Origin of the sequence: Aureimonas sp. Leaf427 (genome assembly GCF_001425485.1) — a bacterium.
Classification (GTDB): domain Bacteria; phylum Pseudomonadota; class Alphaproteobacteria; order Rhizobiales; family Rhizobiaceae; genus Plantimonas.
Window position 1 is genome coordinate 612,302 of record NZ_LMQW01000001.1, and the last position, 19,848, is coordinate 632,149.

At 67.9% G+C, this 19,848-nt stretch carries 19 protein-coding genes; 7 read left to right on the forward strand and 12 right to left on the reverse strand.

Annotation, left to right across the window (positions count from 1 at the left end; all coding sequences use genetic code 11):
* Positions 1-103: 103 nt before the first annotated feature.
* The 3 genes from ASG62_RS02635 (at position 104) to ASG62_RS02645 (ending at position 2,995) form a co-directional block, all read left to right on the forward strand.
* Positions 104-742 (forward strand): amino acid kinase, encoded by a 639-nt coding sequence (locus tag ASG62_RS02635; protein ID WP_056694102.1) that lies wholly within the window; start codon positions 104-106, stop codon positions 740-742.
* Between the two features lie 193 nt (positions 743-935).
* The gene (locus ASG62_RS02640; protein WP_056694100.1) at positions 936-2,330 is read left to right on the forward strand and encodes a DUF6513 domain-containing protein; all 1,395 of its coding nucleotides are present in this window, start codon (positions 936-938) and stop codon (positions 2,328-2,330) included.
* Positions 2,331-2,425: 95 nt separating this feature from the next.
* Positions 2,426-2,995 (forward strand): DUF447 domain-containing protein, encoded by a 570-nt coding sequence (locus tag ASG62_RS02645; RefSeq protein WP_056694098.1) that lies wholly within the window; start codon positions 2,426-2,428, stop codon positions 2,993-2,995.
* 311 nt (positions 2,996-3,306) lie between these two features.
* On the opposite strand, the gene ASG62_RS25225 is transcribed toward ASG62_RS02645, so the two are convergent.
* From ASG62_RS25225 to ASG62_RS02670, 5 genes are all read right to left on the reverse strand, one after another.
* Positions 3,307-3,843, reverse strand: a complete 537-nt coding sequence (locus tag ASG62_RS25225; RefSeq protein WP_320409305.1) for an endonuclease domain-containing protein — start codon at positions 3,841-3,843, stop codon at positions 3,307-3,309.
* Positions 3,844-3,930: 87 nt separating this feature from the next.
* Positions 3,931-4,491 carry a PQQ-dependent catabolism-associated CXXCW motif protein gene (locus ASG62_RS02655; RefSeq protein WP_056694093.1) on the reverse strand — a complete coding sequence of 187 codons (561 nt, stop codon included), beginning with the start codon at positions 4,489-4,491 and terminating at the stop codon, positions 3,931-3,933.
* A 1-nt stretch (position 4,492) separates the two neighbouring features.
* Positions 4,493-5,347, reverse strand: coding sequence for a substrate-binding domain-containing protein (locus tag ASG62_RS02660; protein WP_056694906.1), 855 nt, complete (start codon positions 5,345-5,347; stop codon positions 4,493-4,495).
* A gap of 8 nt (positions 5,348-5,355) precedes the next feature.
* Positions 5,356-6,084 (reverse strand): c-type cytochrome, encoded by a 729-nt coding sequence (locus ASG62_RS25230; RefSeq protein WP_082537159.1) that lies wholly within the window; start codon positions 6,082-6,084, stop codon positions 5,356-5,358.
* 211 nt (positions 6,085-6,295) lie between these two features.
* A complete protein-coding gene (locus ASG62_RS02670) occupies positions 6,296-8,140 on the reverse strand; it encodes a methanol/ethanol family PQQ-dependent dehydrogenase (RefSeq protein ID WP_056694091.1) in 1,845 nt (614 codons plus the stop codon).
* 705 nt (positions 8,141-8,845) lie between these two features.
* Here ASG62_RS02670 and ASG62_RS02675 point away from each other — a divergent pair.
* Positions 8,846-9,811, forward strand: a complete 966-nt coding sequence (locus tag ASG62_RS02675; RefSeq protein WP_082537158.1) for a quinoprotein relay system zinc metallohydrolase 2 — start codon at positions 8,846-8,848, stop codon at positions 9,809-9,811.
* A gap of 109 nt (positions 9,812-9,920) precedes the next feature.
* The gene (locus tag ASG62_RS02680; protein ID WP_156381928.1) at positions 9,921-10,790 is read left to right on the forward strand and encodes a quinoprotein dehydrogenase-associated SoxYZ-like carrier; all 870 of its coding nucleotides are present in this window, start codon (positions 9,921-9,923) and stop codon (positions 10,788-10,790) included.
* 34 nt (positions 10,791-10,824) lie between these two features.
* Here the strand turns inward: ASG62_RS02680 and ASG62_RS02685 are convergent, their stop codons facing one another.
* The 4 genes from ASG62_RS02685 to ASG62_RS02700 all read right to left on the reverse strand — a co-directional run bounded on the left by ASG62_RS02685 (position 10,825) and on the right by ASG62_RS02700 (position 14,967).
* Complete coding sequence (locus ASG62_RS02685) at positions 10,825-11,184, reverse strand: hypothetical protein (RefSeq protein WP_056694085.1); 360 nt, start codon at positions 11,182-11,184, stop codon at positions 10,825-10,827.
* 64 nt (positions 11,185-11,248) lie between these two features.
* Positions 11,249-12,229, reverse strand: a complete 981-nt coding sequence (locus tag ASG62_RS02690; RefSeq protein WP_056694082.1) for a beta-propeller fold lactonase family protein — start codon at positions 12,227-12,229, stop codon at positions 11,249-11,251.
* A complete protein-coding gene (locus ASG62_RS02695) occupies positions 12,229-12,777 on the reverse strand; it encodes an SRPBCC family protein (RefSeq protein WP_244487550.1) in 549 nt (182 codons plus the stop codon). The genes ASG62_RS02690 and ASG62_RS02695 overlap by 1 nt, the downstream gene beginning before the upstream one ends.
* A 111-nt stretch (positions 12,778-12,888) precedes the next feature.
* A complete protein-coding gene (locus tag ASG62_RS02700; RefSeq protein WP_056694077.1) occupies positions 12,889-14,967 on the reverse strand; it encodes a 3-hydroxyacyl-CoA dehydrogenase NAD-binding domain-containing protein in 2,079 nt (692 codons plus the stop codon).
* A 468-nt stretch (positions 14,968-15,435) separates the two neighbouring features.
* Between ASG62_RS02700 and ASG62_RS02705 the strand changes: the two genes are divergently transcribed.
* On the forward strand, positions 15,436-15,654 hold the full coding sequence (locus ASG62_RS02705) for a hypothetical protein (RefSeq protein ID WP_056694074.1): 219 nt from the start codon (positions 15,436-15,438) through the stop codon (positions 15,652-15,654).
* 192 nt (positions 15,655-15,846) lie between these two features.
* A complete protein-coding gene (locus ASG62_RS02710; protein ID WP_056694071.1) occupies positions 15,847-16,095 on the forward strand; it encodes an Lrp/AsnC family transcriptional regulator in 249 nt (82 codons plus the stop codon).
* Between the two features lie 294 nt (positions 16,096-16,389).
* On the opposite strand, the gene ASG62_RS02715 is transcribed toward ASG62_RS02710, so the two are convergent.
* The 3 genes from ASG62_RS02715 to ASG62_RS25235 form a co-directional block, all read right to left on the reverse strand.
* A complete protein-coding gene (locus tag ASG62_RS02715; RefSeq protein ID WP_056694069.1) occupies positions 16,390-17,208 on the reverse strand; it encodes a ferredoxin--NADP reductase in 819 nt (272 codons plus the stop codon).
* A gap of 147 nt (positions 17,209-17,355) precedes the next feature.
* Positions 17,356-18,660 carry a nicotinate phosphoribosyltransferase gene (gene pncB, locus ASG62_RS02720; protein ID WP_056694067.1) on the reverse strand — a complete coding sequence of 435 codons (1,305 nt, stop codon included), beginning with the start codon at positions 18,658-18,660 and terminating at the stop codon, positions 17,356-17,358.
* 349 nt (positions 18,661-19,009) lie between these two features.
* Positions 19,010-19,767, reverse strand: a protein-coding gene (locus tag ASG62_RS25235; protein WP_244488586.1) for an IS5 family transposase whose coding sequence is annotated in 2 segments (ribosomal slippage) — positions 19,010-19,425 and positions 19,425-19,767 — 759 coding nt in all. Because the reading frame shifts where the segments join, the coding sequence is not laid out codon by codon here.
* Between the last annotated feature and the right edge of the window lie 81 nt (positions 19,768-19,848).

The following is a 19,848-nucleotide window of genomic DNA, read 5'->3' on the forward strand; positions in this document are numbered from 1 at the left end:
ATCGCACTTGCCCCATTGTCGCCGCAGGCATGGCGGTTGTATGTCGAGTGAGCGCGTCGGACGGCGTTTCGCCCAGTCCGGCACATCGGTGAGGGCACGCACCATGGACGGAATTCTGGTGGTCAAACTGGGCGGCAGCTGCGCGTCCTCCCCGGACTTCAACCGCTGGCTCCAGGCGATCGAACGGGCGAGCCGTCCCGTCGTGCTCGTGCCGGGCGGCGGGCCTTTCGCCAATGTCGTGCGCCGTTACCAGCCCCGTCTCGGCTATGACGACGAGGCCGCCCATCACATGGCGATCCTGGCGATGGAGCAGTTCGGCCGCGCCCTCGTCAGCCTCGGCGAACGTCTCGTGCCCGCAGCTTCGCTCGACGAGATCCACGCCGCCATCGCGGCCGGAAAGATCCCCGTCTGGATGCCAGCCGCCACCGCGCTCGCCGCGCCCGAGATCGCGCAGGATTGGACCGTCACCTCCGACAGTCTCGCCGCCTGGCTCGCGGCCGGTCTGCCGAAGGCCTCGCTGCTCCTCATCAAGCAGATCGACGTGCCGAAGGACACGACGCTGGACGCGCTGGCCGGCGCCGAGATCGTGGACGCCTCCTTCCTCGCCATGCTCCATCCCACCATGTCCGTCTCGATCGCCGGCCCGGCCGACGTCGTACTCGCCGGCCACCAGTTCGCCGACGGCGCCATTCCCGGCCATCCCTTCACCGCCGAGCGGCGCATGCCCGTCGCGGCGGAGTAGCCTCGCCTCGATGCGGCGCCCTTGCCGCATCGGCCGGAGGTCGAAATTCGTGGGACAGGTCCTGGATATCTGCTAGGTCGAAGACGGCGCCGAGGGCGCCCGCGAACCGGCCACCCGCCGGATCGGCCCCTTTCGAGCGCATGGGAGCGTCAGCTCCGTCGATCCGGCGTTCGAGCCATCCGCATGGGACCCTATGCCGGGCGAGCGACTTCTCTTTCTGACCGGGCATCTGGCCGAGCCGCGCCTCAGGCGTGTGCTCGAAGGGCTCGGCGAGACCGAGTTCGACTGGGCGATCGAGGACATCGGCGTGAAGGTCGCGGCCCTCATGACGGGCGAGATCATCGAGCGCCGGCTGAAGCGCCCGGTGGAGGCGAGCCGCGTGGTCGTGCCCGGCCGCTGCCGTGCCGATCTGGACCGCCTCGCAGAGCTCTTCGGCCTGCCCTTCGCGCGCGGCCCGGACGAGCTGTCCGACCTGCCCGCCTATCTCGGCCGCCGCGGCGCCCCGCCCGACCTGTCGCGCCACGACATGCGCATCTTCGCCGAGATCGTCGACGCCTCCGCCCTCTCGCTGCCGGACCTCGCCGCGCGCGGCGCCGCCCTTCGCGCGGCGGGAGCCGACGTGATCGATCTCGGCTGCCTGCCCGACACGCCCTTTCCGCATCTGGAAGACGCCATCGCCGAGCTGAAGCGCCTCGGCCTTGCCGTCAGCGTCGATTCCGCCGACCGCTCGGAGCTGACGCGCGCGACGCGGGCGGGCGCGGACTATCTCCTCAGCCTCACCGAGGAGACGCTCGACATATCGGGCGAAGGCGGCGCGGTGCCCGTGCTCGTGCCGGCCGTGCCGCACGACATGGCCTCGCTCGACCGCGCCATTGCGGAAGCCGCGCGGCGGGGCATCCCCCATCTCGCCGATCCCATCCTCGACCCCATCCATTTCGGCTTCTCCGCCTCGCTCTCGCGCTATCACGCGCTGCGCCAGCGCCATCCCGAGACCGAAATGCTGATGGGCACGGGCAACCTGACCGAGCTGACCGATGCCGACACGTCCGGCATCACGGCCATGCTTCTCGGCATCTGCTCGGAACTGTCGATCCGCAATCTCCTCGTCGTCCATGTGAGCCCCCACACGCGCCGGACGGTGGAGGAGCACGACGCGGCCCGCCGCCTGATGTTCGCGGCAAGGGCCGACGGCGCCCTGCCGCGCGGCTACGGCGCCGGTCTCCTCCAGGTCCACGACACCAGCCCCTTCGCCGCGACGCCGACTGAGCTGGCCGAGCAGCAGGGCGCCATTCGCGACCGCAACTGGCGGATCGAGACGGCGGTGGACGGCATCCATCTCTACAACCGCGACGCCCATCACGTCGCGACCGACGCCTTCGAGCTCTTCCCCCATATCGAGGTCGGCGAGGATGTGGGCCATGCCTTCTATCTCGGCGCGGAGCTGCAGAAGGCCGAGATCGCATGGCGGCTCGGCAAGCGCTACGCGCAGGACGCTCCGCTGGAATTCGGCGTCGCCGTGCCCCTTCCCGAGACCGACCGCACGCGGCTGGAGGCGGCCGGCCACACGCTGAAACCGAAGACCGGCTGACCTTTCACCCCAGGCATCCCACCGCCCCCGCCGGCAGGGCGCGGCGGGGAGCCTGACCCTTGCGGCCGACGACGCCTTTCGAAAGGACCCGAGCGATGCCCTACATCCGCGAAACCATCCTCACGACGGTCGATGCCGCGGGTGCCGTCCACATCGCCCCGCTCGGCATCATCGCCGAGGGCGAGTTCTGGATCATCGCCCCCTTCCGCCCCTCGAAGACGCTGGACAATCTCGTCGCCACCGGCATGGCGATCGCCAATCTCACCGACGATCCGCTGATCTTCGCGGGCTGCCTGACCGGCCGCAAGGACTGGCCCCTTCTCCCCGTCGAAGGCTGCCCCGTGCCGCGCCTGGAAGCCGCCCTCGCCCACGACGTGCTCACGGTGGAAGACGTCGCCGAGGACGCGACCCGCCCCCGCTTCCGCTGCCGCGTCTCCGCCTCCGCCACCCACGCCCCCTTCACGGGCCTCAACCGCGCCAGAGCCGCCATCCTCGAAGCCGCCATCCTCGTCAGCCGGCTGCACATGCTGCCGGCCGAAAAGATCGAAGCCGAGATCGCCTATCTCAACATCGCCATCGAAAAGACCGCCGGCGATCGCGAGCGCCAAGCTTGGTACTGGCTGATGGAACGCATCATCGCCCATCTGGCGACGCTTGAGGCTTAGGCAGCGGGTGAATCACCCCTGCAGTCGGCGAGAAGCCTGATGTCATTCTTCTCGATCGAGCCGGGCGCTATCTGCGCCGATCTCCTGGCGGCCGAAAAGGGTGGGAGTAAAATGCTCCGGCGCTTGCGGGAGGCACCCCCCTCTGGCCTGCCGGCCATCTCCCCCGCAAGGAGGGAGATCGGCAGTTTTGCCGGCGGAGCGAAACCAGGAACCGCTTCCGCCTTGATGCGAACGTCTGCGATAAGCCTGATCTCCCTCCTTGCGGGGGAGATGCCGGCAGGCAGAGGGAGGTGCCTCCCGCGAACGTTCGATCACCCTCCTCGCTCAAGTTCGCATACGACCGCCAGAACATGAGCGCACACGCCTTCGACGTCTTTCAGAACATCATCGTTCCAAAACCGCAGAACCAGCCATCCCGAACGCTCCAGGTCCTTCGTGCGCTCGACGTCTCGAATGATCTCGCGGTGCCGTCCATGCTGCGAGCCGTCGATTTCGACGACAAGCCGGTGCGACGGACATGCAAAATCAACGATGAAGCCGGCGATCGGAAACGGACGACGGAAGCCGATGCCCTCCAAGCGATGGGCTCGAACGGCGCTCCAGAACCGCGACTCGGCATCCGTCATGACCATCCGCATGCGGCGAGCCTGGGCGCGGCGGCCAAGCGGAACGGTATCGTGGCTCATCGAGACATGATTGAGTTTTGAAAGACGGATGTCGATCCCGGGTCGGCGGGAGGCACCCCCCTCTGGCCTGCCGGCCATCTCCCCCGCAAGGAGGGAGATCGGCAGCTTTGCCGGTCGCCCGAACCGGAAGCCGCTCCACCATGACGCGAGCGTCCGCGACAAGCCTGATCTCCCTCCTTGCGGGGGAGATGCCGGCAGGCAGAGGGGGGTGCCTCGTGCCGACGTTCGGCAAAAGCTCCAGTGCCAGCCCTACTCGTCCGGCCGCGCCTCCGGCTCGCGGGGCTCCAGCGGCAGGCCGGCTTCCGACCACCCGTCGGTTCCATCCGGATACCAGTGGACGCGCGTATAGCCCATCGCCAGGGCGCGCTTGGCGGCGTTCCAGCTCATCCAGCAGTCGCGAAGGCAGTAGAAGACCAGCGGACGCGCCGTGTCGCCATTCGTCGCGCGGGCGAGGCCGTCGCGGAAGTAGGCTTCCATGATCGGCGCGAGCTGGCCGTAGCCGGTGTCGACGAGCCAGATCGAGCCGGGAATGTCGCGGCGTTCCTTGGGGTGCCAAAGCGTGCCGGCAGGCAGGCCCTTGGGCTTGGGGGCGCGGGGCAGCGTGTCGACGAAGACGGCGCTCTTCTCCTCGAAGAGCCGTTTCGCTCCGGCGGTGTCGACGACCTCGGCGCCGTCCAGCGTCGCGGGGGTCGGGGAGCGGTAGTCGTCGGTTCGGTAGCCGGCGGGTTCCGGCGGGGCGGCGATCGCCGGGCTCCCGGCAAGGCCGCAAAGGGCGAGCGCGGCGGCGAGGAACACGCCGCGCCGGACCATGTCAGCCGCCCTTCCGGGAGGCGATCGGCTTGTTCGTCTCGTCGAGAAGGGGGATGCCGAAGGAGAGGAGGATCTCGTCGATCTCCGCCTGGTTCTCGCGGATCACCGTGTTCAGGCGGCGCTTCCACTCCTGGTCGGAGGGACGCACGCCCATCGTGATGCGGAAGATCATGGCGGGCCCGCCCTTCGGCTCCTTCACCAGCGGCGTCACGGTGTAGCTCTTGCCGGATTCGCGCGCGTAATAGCCCGCCATCGGGCCCCAGAGCACGGCGGCGTCGATCTCGCCCTTGCCGAGGTCCTCGATCATCTTCTGAGCCGAGTTCTCGTAGCGCGTGTCCACCATGAGCTGGTAGCCCTTGGCCCGGCCCATGAGGCCGGCGCGCGCGAGATAGGTGCCGGGCGGCGTGCCAGCGACGACGCCGACCTTCTTGCCCTTGAGGCGCGGGTCCTCCAGCACGTCGACGCCGTCGAGATCGCCGCCCTTCGGCACGACCAGCGTATAGGCCGTGCGATAATAGGCGTTGGTGTTCTGAACGAGCTCGTCGCCCTGCGGATAGCTGAGGATCACGTCGCAATTGTTCGAGCCGAGCGTCATGCGCACGAAGCCGGTCGCCTGCGGAAAGAAGCTGTAGGCGACGGACTTGCGGTCGAGCTTGCCCGCCAGATAGGTCGCCAGCGCGTTCTCGAAACCCTCTTTCTTCTCGTTGGAGAAGGGCAGGTTCGACGGATCGGCGCAGACGCGCAGGACGTTCGGATCGACCAGCTCGATCGTGCCGCCGAAGTCCCGGTCCTGCGCGGCGACCGGCAGGGCGGCCGCCAGGAGCGCCAGCGTCGCGCCGACGAGGCGGCGGAACATCGTTGCCATCAGAACCCGAGACACGCGTTCTCGGCGGCCTGGGCTTCCTTATTGGCGGCCGGCTTCTTCGGCTCGCCGCGCGGCACGACGCCGTCGGCCCGGCCGCGCAGATAGACGTAGATGCCGTCGAGGAAGCACATCACGTTGAGGTCTTCGCCCCAGGCCGGCATAATCGAGTTGACCGGGTGCCACTTGTTCTGCTGCCCGTTCACGATGATGCCGGAGAAGTCGTAGTAGTTGATGCGCGTCAGCGAATCCGTGAGGTTCGGCGCGAAGGACGAGCCCATGCCGTCCGGCCCGTGGCACTGCATGCAGTTGGCCATGAACTTCTTGTAGCCGCGCCAGGTGTAGTAGTCGAACGTGCCGTCGGCGTTCTTGGCGTAGACGGGATTGCCGGCGCCGTCGACGAACTTGCCGCCCTCGCCGGGCACGGGGTCCGCGCCGCTCGCTGCCGTGTCGGCCGATTTGTGTCCGCCGGCTGCAGGGGCCGCCGCTGCCGCGGCCGCCGGAGCTGCCGGTGCCGGCGCTGCCGCCGCGGCGGGGGCGGCCGGTGCGGGCGCTGCCGCTGCGGGTGCCGCCGGAGCCGGAGCCGGAGCCGCTGCCGGAGCCGCGGGCGCCGGTGCGGCGGCCGGGGCCGCCGGAACGATCGTCGCGGGTGTGCCGGCGCTCTGCGCCAAGGCCAGCGTGGACAGGGAAACGGCGAGGAGGCCGGCGAGAGCAAGAACGCTACGGGTCATCGATACCTCATTCTGATCCGGATCGGGCCGCGGTACGGTTCCGGCGCCTCGGCTTCGACGCCGGCTGCGTCGAACGGGGCCGGAGCCGAGGCGAGAGAAGCCGCCTGTCCGAGACATGAAAGGGACCCGGCGACCGCATGGGTGGCACGTCGGGTCCCCCGAAGACGAAAGGCGCGGCTCCCTCGATCGGAAGCCGCGCCTCTTTGGAGACTTACTTCGAGGCGGTCTGGTTGGGGACCGTGAAGACCGTCAGCTGGCCGCCGAGCGCGGTGTACTTGGAGAGCGAGGCATAGCCGCCCACCGCGCCGAGACCGGCATTGGGGTCGGTGAGGCCGGCCGCGAGGCCGATGCCCGCCCAGCCGCCGATGCCCGAGAGCACGGCCACGTACTGCTGGCCGGAATTCTCATAGGTCATCACGTTGGCGATGATGCCGGACGGGGTCTTGAACTTGTAGAGTTCCTGGCCCGTCGTCGCGTCCACCGCCTTCAGATAGCCTTCCAGCGTGCCGTAGAAGACCACGTCGCCGGCGGTCGCGAGCGCGCCGGACCAGACCGAGAACTGCTCGGGCAGCGACCAGACGATCTCACCCTTGCCCGCGTCCCAGGCGATGAAGTTGCCCATGCCGCCATGGCTGTTCGGGGCCGGATACATCGAGAGCGTGGCTCCGACATAGGGCTGGCCGGCCGTGTAGGCGACACGGAAGGGCTCGTAGTCCATGCAGACGTGGTTGGTCGGCACGTAGAAGAGCTTGGTCTTGGGCGAGAAGGCCGCCGGCTGCTGGTCCTTGGTGCCGAGCGCGGCCGGGCAGATGCCGGTCGAGTTCACGTCCTCGCCGTTCTGCTCGGTCGAATACTGCGCGACCACCTGCGGCCGGCCGTACTGGTCCGAGTTCTTATCCATGACGACTTCCGTCGCCCAGTTCACGGCCGGATCGTACTTCTTGGCGACGAGCAGTTCGCCCGTCTCGCGGTCGAGCGTGTAGGCGAAGCCGTTGCGGTCGAAATGGGCGAGGGCCTTGCGGGTCGTGCCGCCGACGTCGATGTCCGCGAGGATCATCTCGTTGATGCCGTCGAAGTCCCACTCGTCATGCGGGGTCATCTGGTAGACCCACTTGGCCACGCCCGTGTCGGCGTCGCGGGCGAAGATCGTCATCGACCACTTGTTGTCGCCGGGACGCTGCGAGGGGTTCCAGGTCGAGGGGTTGCCCGAGCCGTAATAGATGAGGTTCAGCGCGGGATCGTAGGAATACCAGCCCCAGGTCGTGCCGCCGCCGATCTGCCACTGATCGCCTTCCCAGGTCTTCAGCGAGGAGTCCGGGCCGACCGGCTTGCCGAGCGAGGTGGTCTTGGCCGGGTCCATCAGCATTTCTGCGTCGGGGCCGGTCGAATAGGCGCGCCAGGCCTTGGTGCCGTCCTTGAGATTGTAGGCGGTGATGGAGCCGCGCACACCGAACTCGCCGCCGGAAATGCCGATCAGCACCTTGTCCTTGACGACCATCGGAGCGGCCGTGCCGGTCTCGCCCTTGGTCGCGTCGCCGTTCTTGATGCTCCAGACCTGCTCTCCGGTGTCGGCCTTCAGCGCGACGACCGTCGTGTCGGCCTGGTGGAGGATGATGAGGCCGGCGGAGCCGCCTTCGCCGGGCGCATAGGCGACGCCACGGTTGACCGTGTCGCAGCACATGACCGGGATGACGTTCGGATCCTGGACGGGCTCATACTTCCACTTGATCGCGCCGTCGTTCTTGAGGTCGAGCGCGTAGACGATGTTGGGGAACGGCGTGTGCACGTACATCGTGTCGCCGATCACGAGCGGATTGCCCTCGTGGCCGCGCAGCACGCCCGTCGAGAAGGTCCAGGCCGGCACCATCTCCTTGACGTTGGTCTTGTTGATCTTGTCGAGCGTGGAATAGCGCGTGTTGGCGTAGTCGCCCGTCGGCATCGTCCAGTCCGCCGGGTTCTTCGCCAGTTCGGACAGCGCCTCGTTGGCGGACACGACCGATCCCAGTCCCAGGAGCAGCGTGCAGCCAAGAGCGGCCTTCGTCAGAGTCTTCAACATCGTTTCCTCCCAAGAACCGTGTCATGTCGGCCCACGCGAGCAAAATTGCGCACGAGTCACCGTTCGATCTCATATGGGGAAGGTTCCCGGCAGCGTGTCACGACCGCCAATAGGGGTCTTGGTGGGCACCGTTGATATCGCCCTACCGTGGCCTTCGAGATTCGCGGGTGCTCCCAACACCTGCGACCTTGAAGCCGGAAACCATGCAGCGACGCTAAGCTGACTGCGAGGACGACGCAAGCGCGGCCACCTATAAATCATATATGCGATGCAGCATCCGCCTGCCGCACCGCAATACCTCTATTGAACTGATTGACACCTCTATTGACGGCTTCAAGCTTTTTTTACGATTGAGGGAACCGATCTTGATCAAGCCAAGCAAATGGCGGGAAAAAATGGGTTAAGAACGGGTATACTATGTCGCAGAGTCCGAAATGATAAGCGGTTTCAACGGTGAAGCCCGAGGATTTCCGACCTCGCGAGGGCGGAGGGGCGAACTTGCGCGGCAATGTGTTGTCGATCGTCCGCCGGAAACTTTCCAAGGCCCGTCCGTTCCGCAAGCCGGCCGGCGCCGCCGGAGGCCGGTGCGAACGCTCACAGGGCGCTGACGATCGCGTCAGCGTGGACCACCCTTCGTCCTGGTATCATTCTAAAGTCTGAGACGCGGACCCGCCCGGCGGGTGGCGAGGCCGGGAGGGCCCGACGATGATTCGACGCCGCACGTTGCTCGGGGCCCTCGGCTGGCCGCTCGTCTCGGCCTTTGCCGCCAAGGCCGGGGCGTCGGAGAGCGGCGCCCCTGCCTCCCCGCCCTTTCCGGCCCCGACCTTCCAGGAAGTGGCGGAGGGCGTCCATGTCCGCGGCGGGCCGATCGAGGAGATGACGCCGGCAAACGGCGGCGAGATCGCCAACCTCTCCTTCGTGATCGGGCGGGAGGCGGTCGCGGCGATCGATTCCGGCGGCAGCCCCGCCGACGGCGCCGCGATGATCGCTGCGATCCGCAAGGTCACGGACCGGCCGATCCGCCATCTCTTGGCGACCCACATGCATCCCGACCACATTTTCGGCAACCAGGCCTTCAAGGCGATCGGCGCGGAGATCATCGGCCACCGCAACCTCCCCGCCGCCCTCGCCGCACGCCGCGAGAGCTATCTCCTTTCGATGCGCGAGGAGATCGGCGCCGAGGCGATGGAGGGGCTCGTCGTCACCTTGCCCGACACGGTGGTCGAGGACACCCGCATCCTCGATCTCGGAGGGCGGCACCTCACGCTGAAGGCCTGGGGCACCGCGCACACCGACAACGACCTCACCGCCTTCGACGAGGCGAGCGGCCTTCTCTTTGCGGGCGACCTCGTCTTCATGGAGCACCTGCCGGTGATCGACGGCAGCCTGAAGGGCTGGCTGGCGCAGACGCCGGACCTCCAGGCCTTGCCGGCACGCGCGGTGGTGCCCGGCCACGGCCCCGCCACCGCGCCCTGGCCGGCGGCGATCGGCGCGCAGACCGCCTATCTGGAAGCGCTCGCCGCCGACATCCGCGCCGCCCTCGCCAAGGGCCGCACGCTCGGCGAGACCGCCGAGACCGCCGGGCGCGCGGAGGCTGCGCATTGGAAGCTCGCCGAAGCCTATGCGAGCCGCAACGCGACGGCCGCCTTCGCCGAGCTCGAATGGGAATGAAGCAATAGCTCCGCGCCGCCGGAGTTGATCGCGGGCGATCTTGCGGTGGACCGGCAACGGCCCCACACTTCCATTCATAGGGCACCAAGACCCGATCGGGAGAAGAGCCATGCACGCCATGCGATGGGAAGCCCTCGGCCGCCCTGGCCTCGGCCGGCGAAGCCTTGCAGCCGCGCTCGCCGCGACCGTCCTCTGCGCCCCGCTCCTCGCCGGGCCGGCATCGGCGGCCTCGCAGACGCCCGAACAGGCGGCGGCCGCTGCCGAGTCCGCCTGGCCCGGTCTCGTGACCGACGTGTTCGACGACCGGCCGATGCAGGACGGCGCCGGCATCGTCACGCTGGAGGCGCCCAAGCGCGCGAGCGACCCGGCCGTCGTGCCCGTGAAGCTGACGCTCGACCCCGCCCGCAAGATCCGCAAGGTGACGCTCGTCATCGACGAGAATCCCTCGCCGGTCGCCGCCGTCTTCACCATCGGCGAGACGTCCGGCCTCACCGAGATCGAGACGCGCGTCCGCGTCAACGCCTATACCGACATCCACGCCGTGGCCGAGGCCGAGGACGGCACGCTCTACATGGTGAAGCAGTTCGTGAAGGCGGCCGGCGGCTGCGCGGCACCGGCCGGAAAGGACGCCGCGGCCGCCGCGAAATCCATGGGCGAGATGCGCCTGAAGCGCTTCGGCGCGGAGGAAGGCACGAACGGCGCCCGCGACGTCGCCCAGCTGATGATCCGCCACCCGAACAATTCCGGGCTGCAGAAGGATCAGGTGACGCTTCTCTACATCCCCGCCCATTTCATCTCGGACCTGACGGTGCGCCGGGGCGAGGATCTCGTCTTCACCATGTCCGGCGGCATCTCGATCTCGGAAGACCCGAACTTCCGCTTCGACTACGATCCGAAGGGCGCCATGCCCTTCACCGCCAAGGCCGTGGACACCGAGGGCAAGGTCTTCGAGAAGACCTTCGCGGCCGGCGACAGCTGATCGCGGCCGGCGGAAAAGGCGCGCCTGACCATCGCTACTCGAAGCAGCGGATCTCCGCCTCCGCCTGGGCGCGGCGAAGGTCGCCGATGGCGTTCTTGGATTCGACGCCGGTCTTGAAGAGCGTGCCCTTCTCGCCGGAGACCTGCCCCATCGAGAGGAAGGTCGAGGCCTCGACATAGCGCTCGTGAGGAACGATGGAGGCGACGACGTCGAAGGAGCAGGAGCAGCGCTCCAGCGACTGCGCCGTGTTGCCGTTGGCCTGCATGCAGCCGAAGACGTAGTCGGCGATCGCGGTCGTCGGATAGTCGTTCGGGGCCGTCGCCGCGTTTTGGGCGAGCGCCGGCCCGGCAACCAGAAGCGAAAGCCCGGCAAGGGCGGCGAGAAGTCTCGTCATGACGTCCTCCCAGACGTTCGAAGGCGGCGGGGTTCCGTTCGAACCGCGCCCTTCGTCTTGATGTTCAGGGCCGGGCGGCGATGAAGCGGCCGAAGGCGCGCGGGCCGTCGCCGACCTCCACCGTGCCGACCACCTCCAGCGTCGTCGCATCGATCTTGGTCAGGATGTTGTCGAACCAGCTCGCCACGTAGACGAAGGCCTCGCCCGCCCCCGCCTCGATGCCCTCGGGATACTCCCCGACGGGGATGGCGGCGAGCTTCTCCCGCGTCGCGGCGTCGAAGACGCTGACCGTCCCGCCATACTGGTCGGTCACGAAGACGCGCCCCTTGGCCTCGACGCTGACATAGGGCCGCTGCCCGACCGGCACGCTGGCGACCACCGTTCCGGCCTTCCAGTCGACGACGCTGACCGAGTCCGAGCCGACATTGGCGGCATAGACGCGGGCGCCGTCCGGCGAGAAGGAGACGCCGAAGGGCCGCGCGCCCACCTTGATCGTGCGAAGCACGGAAAGGCTCGTCGCGTCGATCACCGAGATCTGGTCGGAATCGCGGTCGGCGGTGACGACGATCGCCCCGTCCGGCGAGACCGCGACGCCGGAAGGCGACTGGCCGACATCGACGCGGCTCAGGATCGTTCCGGCCTCCGGATCGATGACGAAGAGCTGGTGTTCGAACCAGTCCGCGACATAGACCGGCGCGCCCGACGGGTGGACGGCGATGCCAAGCGGCCCGCCGGAGAGGGCAATGCGCTTCAGCACGGTCCGCGAGCCCGTGTCGATCACAGCCATGGACTTGGCCTCCGGGCTCGTCACGTAGGCCCGGTCGCCCGAAGGCGGCACGGCGACGCCCGCCGGCTTGCCGCCGATCGGGATCGTCGCCTCGACCGCCATGGTCTCGAGATCGACGATCGAGAGATCGTCGCTCGACTGGTTGGTGACGAAGGCGACGTCCCGCGCGGCCGCGCCTGCGACGCCGAGGAGAAGCGCCGCGAGGACGGCGACGAACCGCCCCCCGCGCGAGCGCCACCCGCGCGCGGAAGCGCGCATCAGCCGCCCGCTTCCACCGAGGCTTTCAGCGCGTTGAGGCCGGCCAGCGTGAAGTCGGTCACGGCCTTGATGGCGGCCGCCTCGTTCAGCTCCGGCGGCGGATCGTTGTTGGGATAGCCGCGATAGAAGGCGCTGCGCCATTCCACGACCGAGGTCTCCGGCGTCGCGCCCGGCTTCACGGTGATCGTGTCGGAATAGTTGTTCACCGGCATGACCTTCACGTCGACATGCGGCAGCAGCGTCGCGATGGTCATCTTGGCGTCGTCGTATTTGTAGAGCTCCTGCGTCAGCTCGCCGCCCGACTTCAGCACCACGAGTCGCGTCGTCTTCACGACATTGCCGGGCGCCGAGTTCGTCGAGGCGACGTCGGGATGCCACGACATGTCGCCGAACTCCTTGATCTTCGCCCAGACCTTGGCCGGCGGCGCAGCGATCTCGACGCTCTCGGTCACCTTCTGCCGGGTCGGGCCGTGCGCGAGCGCGCCGGTGGGCCAAAGCAGCGGCGCGAGCAGAAGCGCCATCAGAACGCTGAACAGACGTCGTGTCACGACGGTCCTCCCATGTCATTTCGATTTCGGCGCCCGCCGGGAGACTAGCCGAACGAACCAGGAGGGAAAGCCGCATTCGGCCCGCCTCACCGAAAAATCAGCCGGGCGGGATCAGAACAGCCCGGTGAAGCTGCCCTCCTCCTCCACGAGACGCTCCAGAAGCGGCGCCGGGCGGAAGGCCTCGCCGAGACGTTCCTCGTAGCGTCGAAGCGTCTCCAGAATGTCGCGCAGCCCGTGGGCGTCGGCCCAGAACATCGGCCCGCCCATGGTCGGCGGCCAGCCGTAGCCGTTGACCCAGACGACGTCGATGTCGGAAGCGCGCGACGCGACGCGCTCCTCGATGATCTTGGCGCCCTCGTTGATCATCGGATAGAGGCAGCGCTCCAGGATCTCGCGATCGGTGATCGACCGGCGCTCGAGGCCGGCCTCCTCCGACATGGCCGCGATCAGCTCTTCCACCACGGGCGAGGCGCGGCCGCGGCGCTCGTCGTCGTAGTCGTAGAACCCCGCCTTGCTCTTCTGGCCGCGCCGCCCGACCTCGCAGAGCCGCGCGCGCAGCGTCCGGCCCTTGGAGGTCTCGCGGCTCCAGCCGAGATCGAGCCCGGCGAGGTCGGCGATCTGGAACGGGCCCATGGGCAGGCCGAAGCCGGTGAAGACGCGGTCGACGTCCCAGGGCATGGCGCCTTCGAGGATGAGCCGGTCCGCCTCCACCCGGCGCGCCCGCAGCATGCGGTTGCCGACGAACCCGTCGGAGGCGCCGACGGAGACGGCGACCTTGCCGAGCGTGCGCGCCAGCGCCATCGCGGTGGCGAGGACGTCCGGCGCCGTCGTCCTGGCGCTCACGACCTCGACGAGCTTCATCACCGGCACGGGCGTGAAGAAATGGAGCCCGACGACGCGCTCGGGCAGGCGGCTCGCCGCCGCGATCTGGTTCACGTCGAGATAGGACGTGTTGGTGGCCAGGATCGTATCCGGCCGCACGATCGCGTCGAGCTTGGCGAAGACCTCGCGCTTCACCGCCATCGTCTCGAACACCGCCTCGATCACGAGATCGCAGTCGGCAAGATCGGCGAGAGCGAGCGAGGGCGTCAGCCGCGCCATGCGCTGGCCCACCTCTTCCGGGCGCAGCTTGCCCTTGGCGGCGGAGGCCTCCAGCCCCGCGCGCAGCGTCGAGACGCCGCGGTCGAGCGCCTCGCGGCCGGTCTCGACGAGGGTGACGGGAAGCCCGGCGGCGAGAAAGGCCGTGGCGAGGCCGCCGCCCATCGTGCCTGCGCCGACGACGCCGATCCGGGCGATCCTGCGGGGGCGCGTGCCCGGCGGCAGGCCCGGCAGCTTGGCGGCGGCGCGCGTGGCGGCGAAGAGATAGCGCTGCGCCTTGGACTGCGGCCCCGCCAGAAGCTCGCCGAAGATCTGCCGCTCGCGGGCGAGCCCCTCCTCGAAGGGCATCTGCGTCGCGGCATAGACGGCGTTGATCGCGCCGCGCGCGGCGTCGTTGCCCTTCAGGATTCGCGCGTGGCGCGCCTTCACCGCGTCGAAGACGGCGCCGTTGCCGCCGGGCGCCTGCAGCTTCTCGGTCTCGTCGCGGATGCGCCGGAGCGGGCGCCCCTCCTCGAGGAAGCGCCGGGCGAAGGCGATGGCGGCGGGCGTAAGCGCCCCGTGCGCGATCTCGTCGATCGCCCCCAGCGCCTTGGCGCGGGCCGCCCCCATGGGCTCGCCGGAAAGGATCATGTCCAGCGCGTGGGAAAGGCCGAGAAGGCGCGGCAGCCGCTGCGTGCCGCCCGCGCCCGGAACGAGGCCGAGCCGGATCTCGGGCAGTCCGAGCAGCGTCGAGGGCATGGCGATGCGGGCATGGGCCGACAGCGCCAGCTCGAACCCGCCGCCGAGCACCGTTCCGTGCAGCGCGGCGATCACCGGTTTCTCCGCGCCCTCGATCAGGGCGTTCAGCGCCTCCAGCGGCGGTCCCTCGGGAGGCCGGCCGAACTCGCGGATATCGGCGCCGGAAATGAAGGTCCGGCCCTCGCAGAGGATCACGACGGCATCGACGGCATCGTCGGACAGGGCGCGGCGCAGACCCGCCTCGATGCCCTCGCGCAGGATCTTCGAGAGAACGTTGACGGGAGGATGGTCGAGGATCAGGACGGCGATCCCGTCATCCGTCTCCAGCCGCGCGACCTCGTTGACGATCGTCATGACGATGCCTTCCCCTATCAATCCGAACCGGCCGAACCGGCCGAACCGCCGGATTTCGCATCGAGAGGGGTGGCGATTTTCACGCCCCAACGCAAGGGCTCCGGCGAGGTCCTGTGCCCTGGCTGGCGCCCTGGTGCGCGCCCGAGTTCAAGCCGGAATCCGGGCCGCTTCGTCGGCGATCGCGCCAGTAGAGAGGGAAGCAGAAGATACGTGCCGGGCTCGATCTGGGGCGTTAACCTTGCGGCAGACGGAGGCCGAAGACAGGATCAACTTACCGAGCCTGTCCTTCGATTCACCATTTCGACAGTTTGAGTCGAATTGTGGCCGTTTTGGAGTCCGGATTCGGAACGTCATGAGCTATTCTGAGATTGTCGCCCGGAAAGCTTTCGTTTCGGGTGCCGCCTGAAACCTGAGCTTTCGAAGAGGCTTCGGCTGCGATCGCGCAGCCCTTTTGGAGACCTGCAAGCCATGACGTGCTTCCCGGCCCACCGCCGAGACCTTGCCTGCCGGACGTGCAGCGACGATGAGGTTCTGATCGGGCCGGCTGTCGTCCTGCCCGACCTGCCCGAGCCCGGCCCCGTCGCGCGCGTGATCCTCGCGCTCTTCGAGGGCAGCTCCTTCGGGCTCGACGACGTGTTCGAAGACGAGGTCGAGATCATCGTCCCGGCGCCGCGCCGCCTGCACTGAGCCCACGCGCCGCCGGACGACCGGCGCCCCGTGTCACGCCTCGGCTCCGTCCCGCGTGCAGGCCTCGTTGCGCGCCTCGATGAACGAGTGCGAAGCACATCCTCGCCGTCGCCGACCGCTCTCCCCGCGACGAGCCGGCCTTGACCCGGCGCCCCCGGCGCGTCACCTCAGGCGCAAACGGGAGTGCGAGCGATGCAGACGATCTTCGTGCAGTTCAAATGCCGGCCGGGCAAGGCCTATGCCGTGGCGGACGCGCTGGTCCAGGATGTCGAGGAGATCTCCGAGGTCTTCTCCACCTCGGGCCATTACGACCTCATCGCCAAGTTCTATCTCGCCGACGACCGCGACCTCGGCCATTTCGTCACCGAACGCCTACAGACCCTCGACGGCGTCTCCGACACGTTCACGACGGTCGCGTTCAAGGCCTTCGGCGGGGTTTGAAGCATAGCATGCTCGGGTAAGGGCCGCGCGAGGCGACCCTCATGCGCATAGAACATCCAAAACTTGGCCCCGCCGCCCCGCGATGAGCCTGATCTCCCTCCTTGCGGGGGAGATGCCGGCAGGCAGAGGGGGGTGCGCAGGGGAGCCGACGTCGAAGCAGCGCTTGAGGCGCGATCGAGAGGTCGGCGTGAGGCACCCCCCCTCTGCCCTGCCGGGCATCTCCCCCGCAAGGAGGGAGATCGGCAGCTTCGGAAGCGCCGCTCACCCTCATCGGCAGAGAACGTCTGTGCCGTCTCAGTCGACGAAAGCCCGCTCGACGACGAACGTGCCCGGCGTCGCGTTGGAGCCTTCGACGAGGCCGAGCTTTTCGCAGAGCGCCTTGGTGTCCTTCAGCATGTCCATCGAGCCGCAGATCATGGCGCGGTCGGTCGCGGGGTCGAAGGGCGGCAGGCCGAGGTCGGTGAAGAGCTTGCCGGTCTCCACCAGCGTCGTAACGCGCTCGCCCTTGTGGTCGCCCTCGCGCGTCGCGGTGGAATGGAGCAGGAGCTTGTCGCCGACGAACTCGCTCATCAGCTCGTCCGCCTTGATCTCCGCCACGAGATCCTTGCCGTATTGCAGCTCGGCGATGGTGCGCGTCGTGTGCGTCAGGATGACCGTCTCGAACTTCTCGTAGGTCTCGGGATCGCGGATCACGCTGGCGAAGGGCGCGATGCCCGTGCCGGTCGAGAAGAGATAGAGCCGCTTGCCGGGGATCAGCGCGTCGTGGACGAGCGTTCCCGTCGACTTCTTGCGCATGAGCACGGTGTCGCCGACCGCGATCTTCTGGAGATGCTCGGTCAGCGGGCCGTCCTCGACCTTGATCGAGAAGAACTCCAGCTCCTCGTCCCAGGCGGGGCTGGCGATGGAATAGGCGCGGAAGACCGGCTTTGCGGCATTGGGCAGGCCGATCATGACGAACTCGCCGGAGCGGAACCGGAACCCGTCCGGCCGCGTCATGCGGAAGCGGAAGAGGCGGTCCGTGTAGTGCTGCACGGAGGTCACGGTCTGCGCATAGACCCCGGCCGGAATCGGAAACTCGGGGGCGGCGGTCGTCTGCAGGGCGTCTGCGGTCATCGAAGGCAGGCCTTCCGGTCTTGAAGGTTTCGGGGCCCGCGCGTCTGCGGGCATCGGGAGGCGCGGCAGACCCCCGAGGCAGGATGGAGGGGAGATATCACGTTCGGGTTTGCCGCAAAACGCGCCCGCCCGCCAGAAACGCCATGCTCAAACCCGGACGTCGCGCGGAAAATTCTGCGTGCTGCCGAAGATGCGCCGGTAGCGCTCGATCTCGGCCGGCTCGCCCGTCGCCTTCGCCGGATTGTCGGAGAGCTTCACCGCCGGCCGCCCGTTCGCGGACGAGACCTTGCAGACCAGCGAGATCGGCTCCAGCGCCCGGCTGCCGTCCGGCGAGAGCCCGCGGAAGTCGTTGGTGAGATTGGTGCCCCAGCCGAAGCTCATGCGCACCCGCCCCTCGAAATGGCGATAGGCCGCGACGATGCCCTCCACGTCCATCGCGTCGGAGAAGACGAGCAGCTTCTCGCGCGGATCGACGCCGCGCTCGCGCCACCAGGAGAGGATCGCCTCGCCGCCCTCGATCGGCGGCGCGGAATCGGGGCGAAAGCCCGTCCAACCCGCCAGCCAGTCCGGCGCGTCGCGCAGGAACGCCTCGGTGCCGAAGGCATCGGGCAGCACGACGAGAAGGTTGCCGCCGTAATGGCTCTGCCATTCCTCCAGCACCTTGTAGGGCGCCTGGCGCAGCGCCTCGTCGGTCTTGGCGAGCGCGGCCGCCACCATCGGCAGCTCGTGCGCGTTCGTGCCGATCGCCTCGACATCGGTCTCCATGGCGAGGAGCACGTTGGACGAGCCGAGGAAGCGCTGCCCGAGCCCCTCCTTCAGCGCCTCCACGCACCAGCGATGCCAGAGGAAGGAGTGGCGCCGCCGCGTGCCGAAATCGGAGATGCGCAGATCGGGCAGCGTCTGCAGCCGCTCGACCTTGTCCCACATGCGCGATTTCGCCCGCGCATAGAGCACGTCCAGCTCGAACCGGCCGTAGTCGCGCAGCGTCGCGCGCGAGCGCAGCTCGTTGATGATGGCGAGCGCCGGGATCTCCCAGAGCGTCGTGTCCGTCCAGGGCCCGTGAAAGGTCAGCTCGAACTGCCCGTCGACGCGGGCGAGCTCGTAGTCGGGCAGCTGGAAACCGGCGAGCCAGGCCAGGAACTGCGGCCGGAAGATCTGGCGCGAGCCGTAGAAGGAGTTGCCGGCGAGCCAGATCATCTCGCGCTTGGAGAAGCGGATGCTGCGGGCATGGTCCAGCTGCGCGCGAAGCTCGGCCTCGTCGATCTCCTCCGCGATCTTCACCGTCTTCGTGCGGTTGATCAGCGAGAAGGTGACGTCCGTCTCGCGATGGAGGCCCCAGATCATCTGAAGCATGAGAAGCTTGTAGAAGTCGGTGTCGAGCAGCGAGCGCACGATCGGATCGAGCTTGAACGTGTGGTTCCAGACCCGCGTCGCGATATCGGTGACCGCCATGGCGTCGTTCCTCGCCGGCCGAAGAAAGAGGCGCCCTCCACGAGGCGCCGCGCGACTGGTCCCTGCCAGCCGCTGCCGGTTTTCCCGCCGTCTCTAGAGGCTGTTATGGACCTTGGATAGGTGTTGTGTCGTGTCAGCGACGTTCAGGCCGGTAGGAGGGTGGAACAGGCAAGACTATCCGTCTTGTCTGTTCCACCCGACAGTCCGTGAGGACGGGCGAGAACCGTGGCTCGCCTAGGCCGGATCGACATTCAGCCCAACCAGAGCATGGCGCCGGCCAAGTGGACGAAGCCTTTGAAGTGGATGGTGCGGCGGTCGTAACGAGTAGCGAGCTAGGCCGGATCGACATTCAGCCCAACCAGAGCATGGCGCCGGCCAAGTGGACGAAGCCTTTGAAGTGGATGGTGCGGCGGTCGTAACGAGTAGCGAAGCGGCGGAAGTGTTTGAGTTTCGAGAAGCATCGCTCGATGCGGTTTCGATGCTTGTAGGCGTCGGTATCGTGAGAAATGATGACCTTACGGCTTCGGTTCGAGGGGATGACAGCAGCCGCTCCCATTGCCGCGATCGTCGCGCGCAAGGCCCCGCTGTCATAGGCTTTGTCGGCGAGCACGGCCTTTCCCGATTGCGCTTCGAGCAGAGCCGCTGCCTGGGGCGCGTCGCCGGACTGCCCAGGGGTGATGATGAACCGCAACGGCCGACCCAAGGCGTCGGCGAGCATGTGGATCTTGGTTGTCAGTCCACCTCGGGAACGCCCCAGCGCCTGATCCTGGGCCCCCCTTTTCCACAGGCTGCCTGCTGGTGGGCTCGAACGATGGTGCTGTCGATCATCAGGTATTCGTTGTCGCGGTCGGCGGTGAGGGCTTCGAATACCCGCTCCCACACGCCGGCATGGCACCATCGGCTGAAGCGGCGGTGCACCGTCTTCCACTTGCCGTAGCGCTCCGGCAAATCGCACCAGTGCGCTCCTGAGCGCAAAACCCACAAGCATCCGTTGACAAACAACAGGTTGTCCGAGGCCGTCCGACCAGGGTCGCCGGGCTTTCCAGGCACCAGCAGGGCGATCTTCGCCCACTGTTCCCCGCTGATCTCATACCGCTTGGTCGCCATCCAAAGCTCCGTGTCGCAACACGGAACCCTATGAATCAGCGATCAACCCGATTGGGAATCCTGAATGTCGATCCGGCCTAG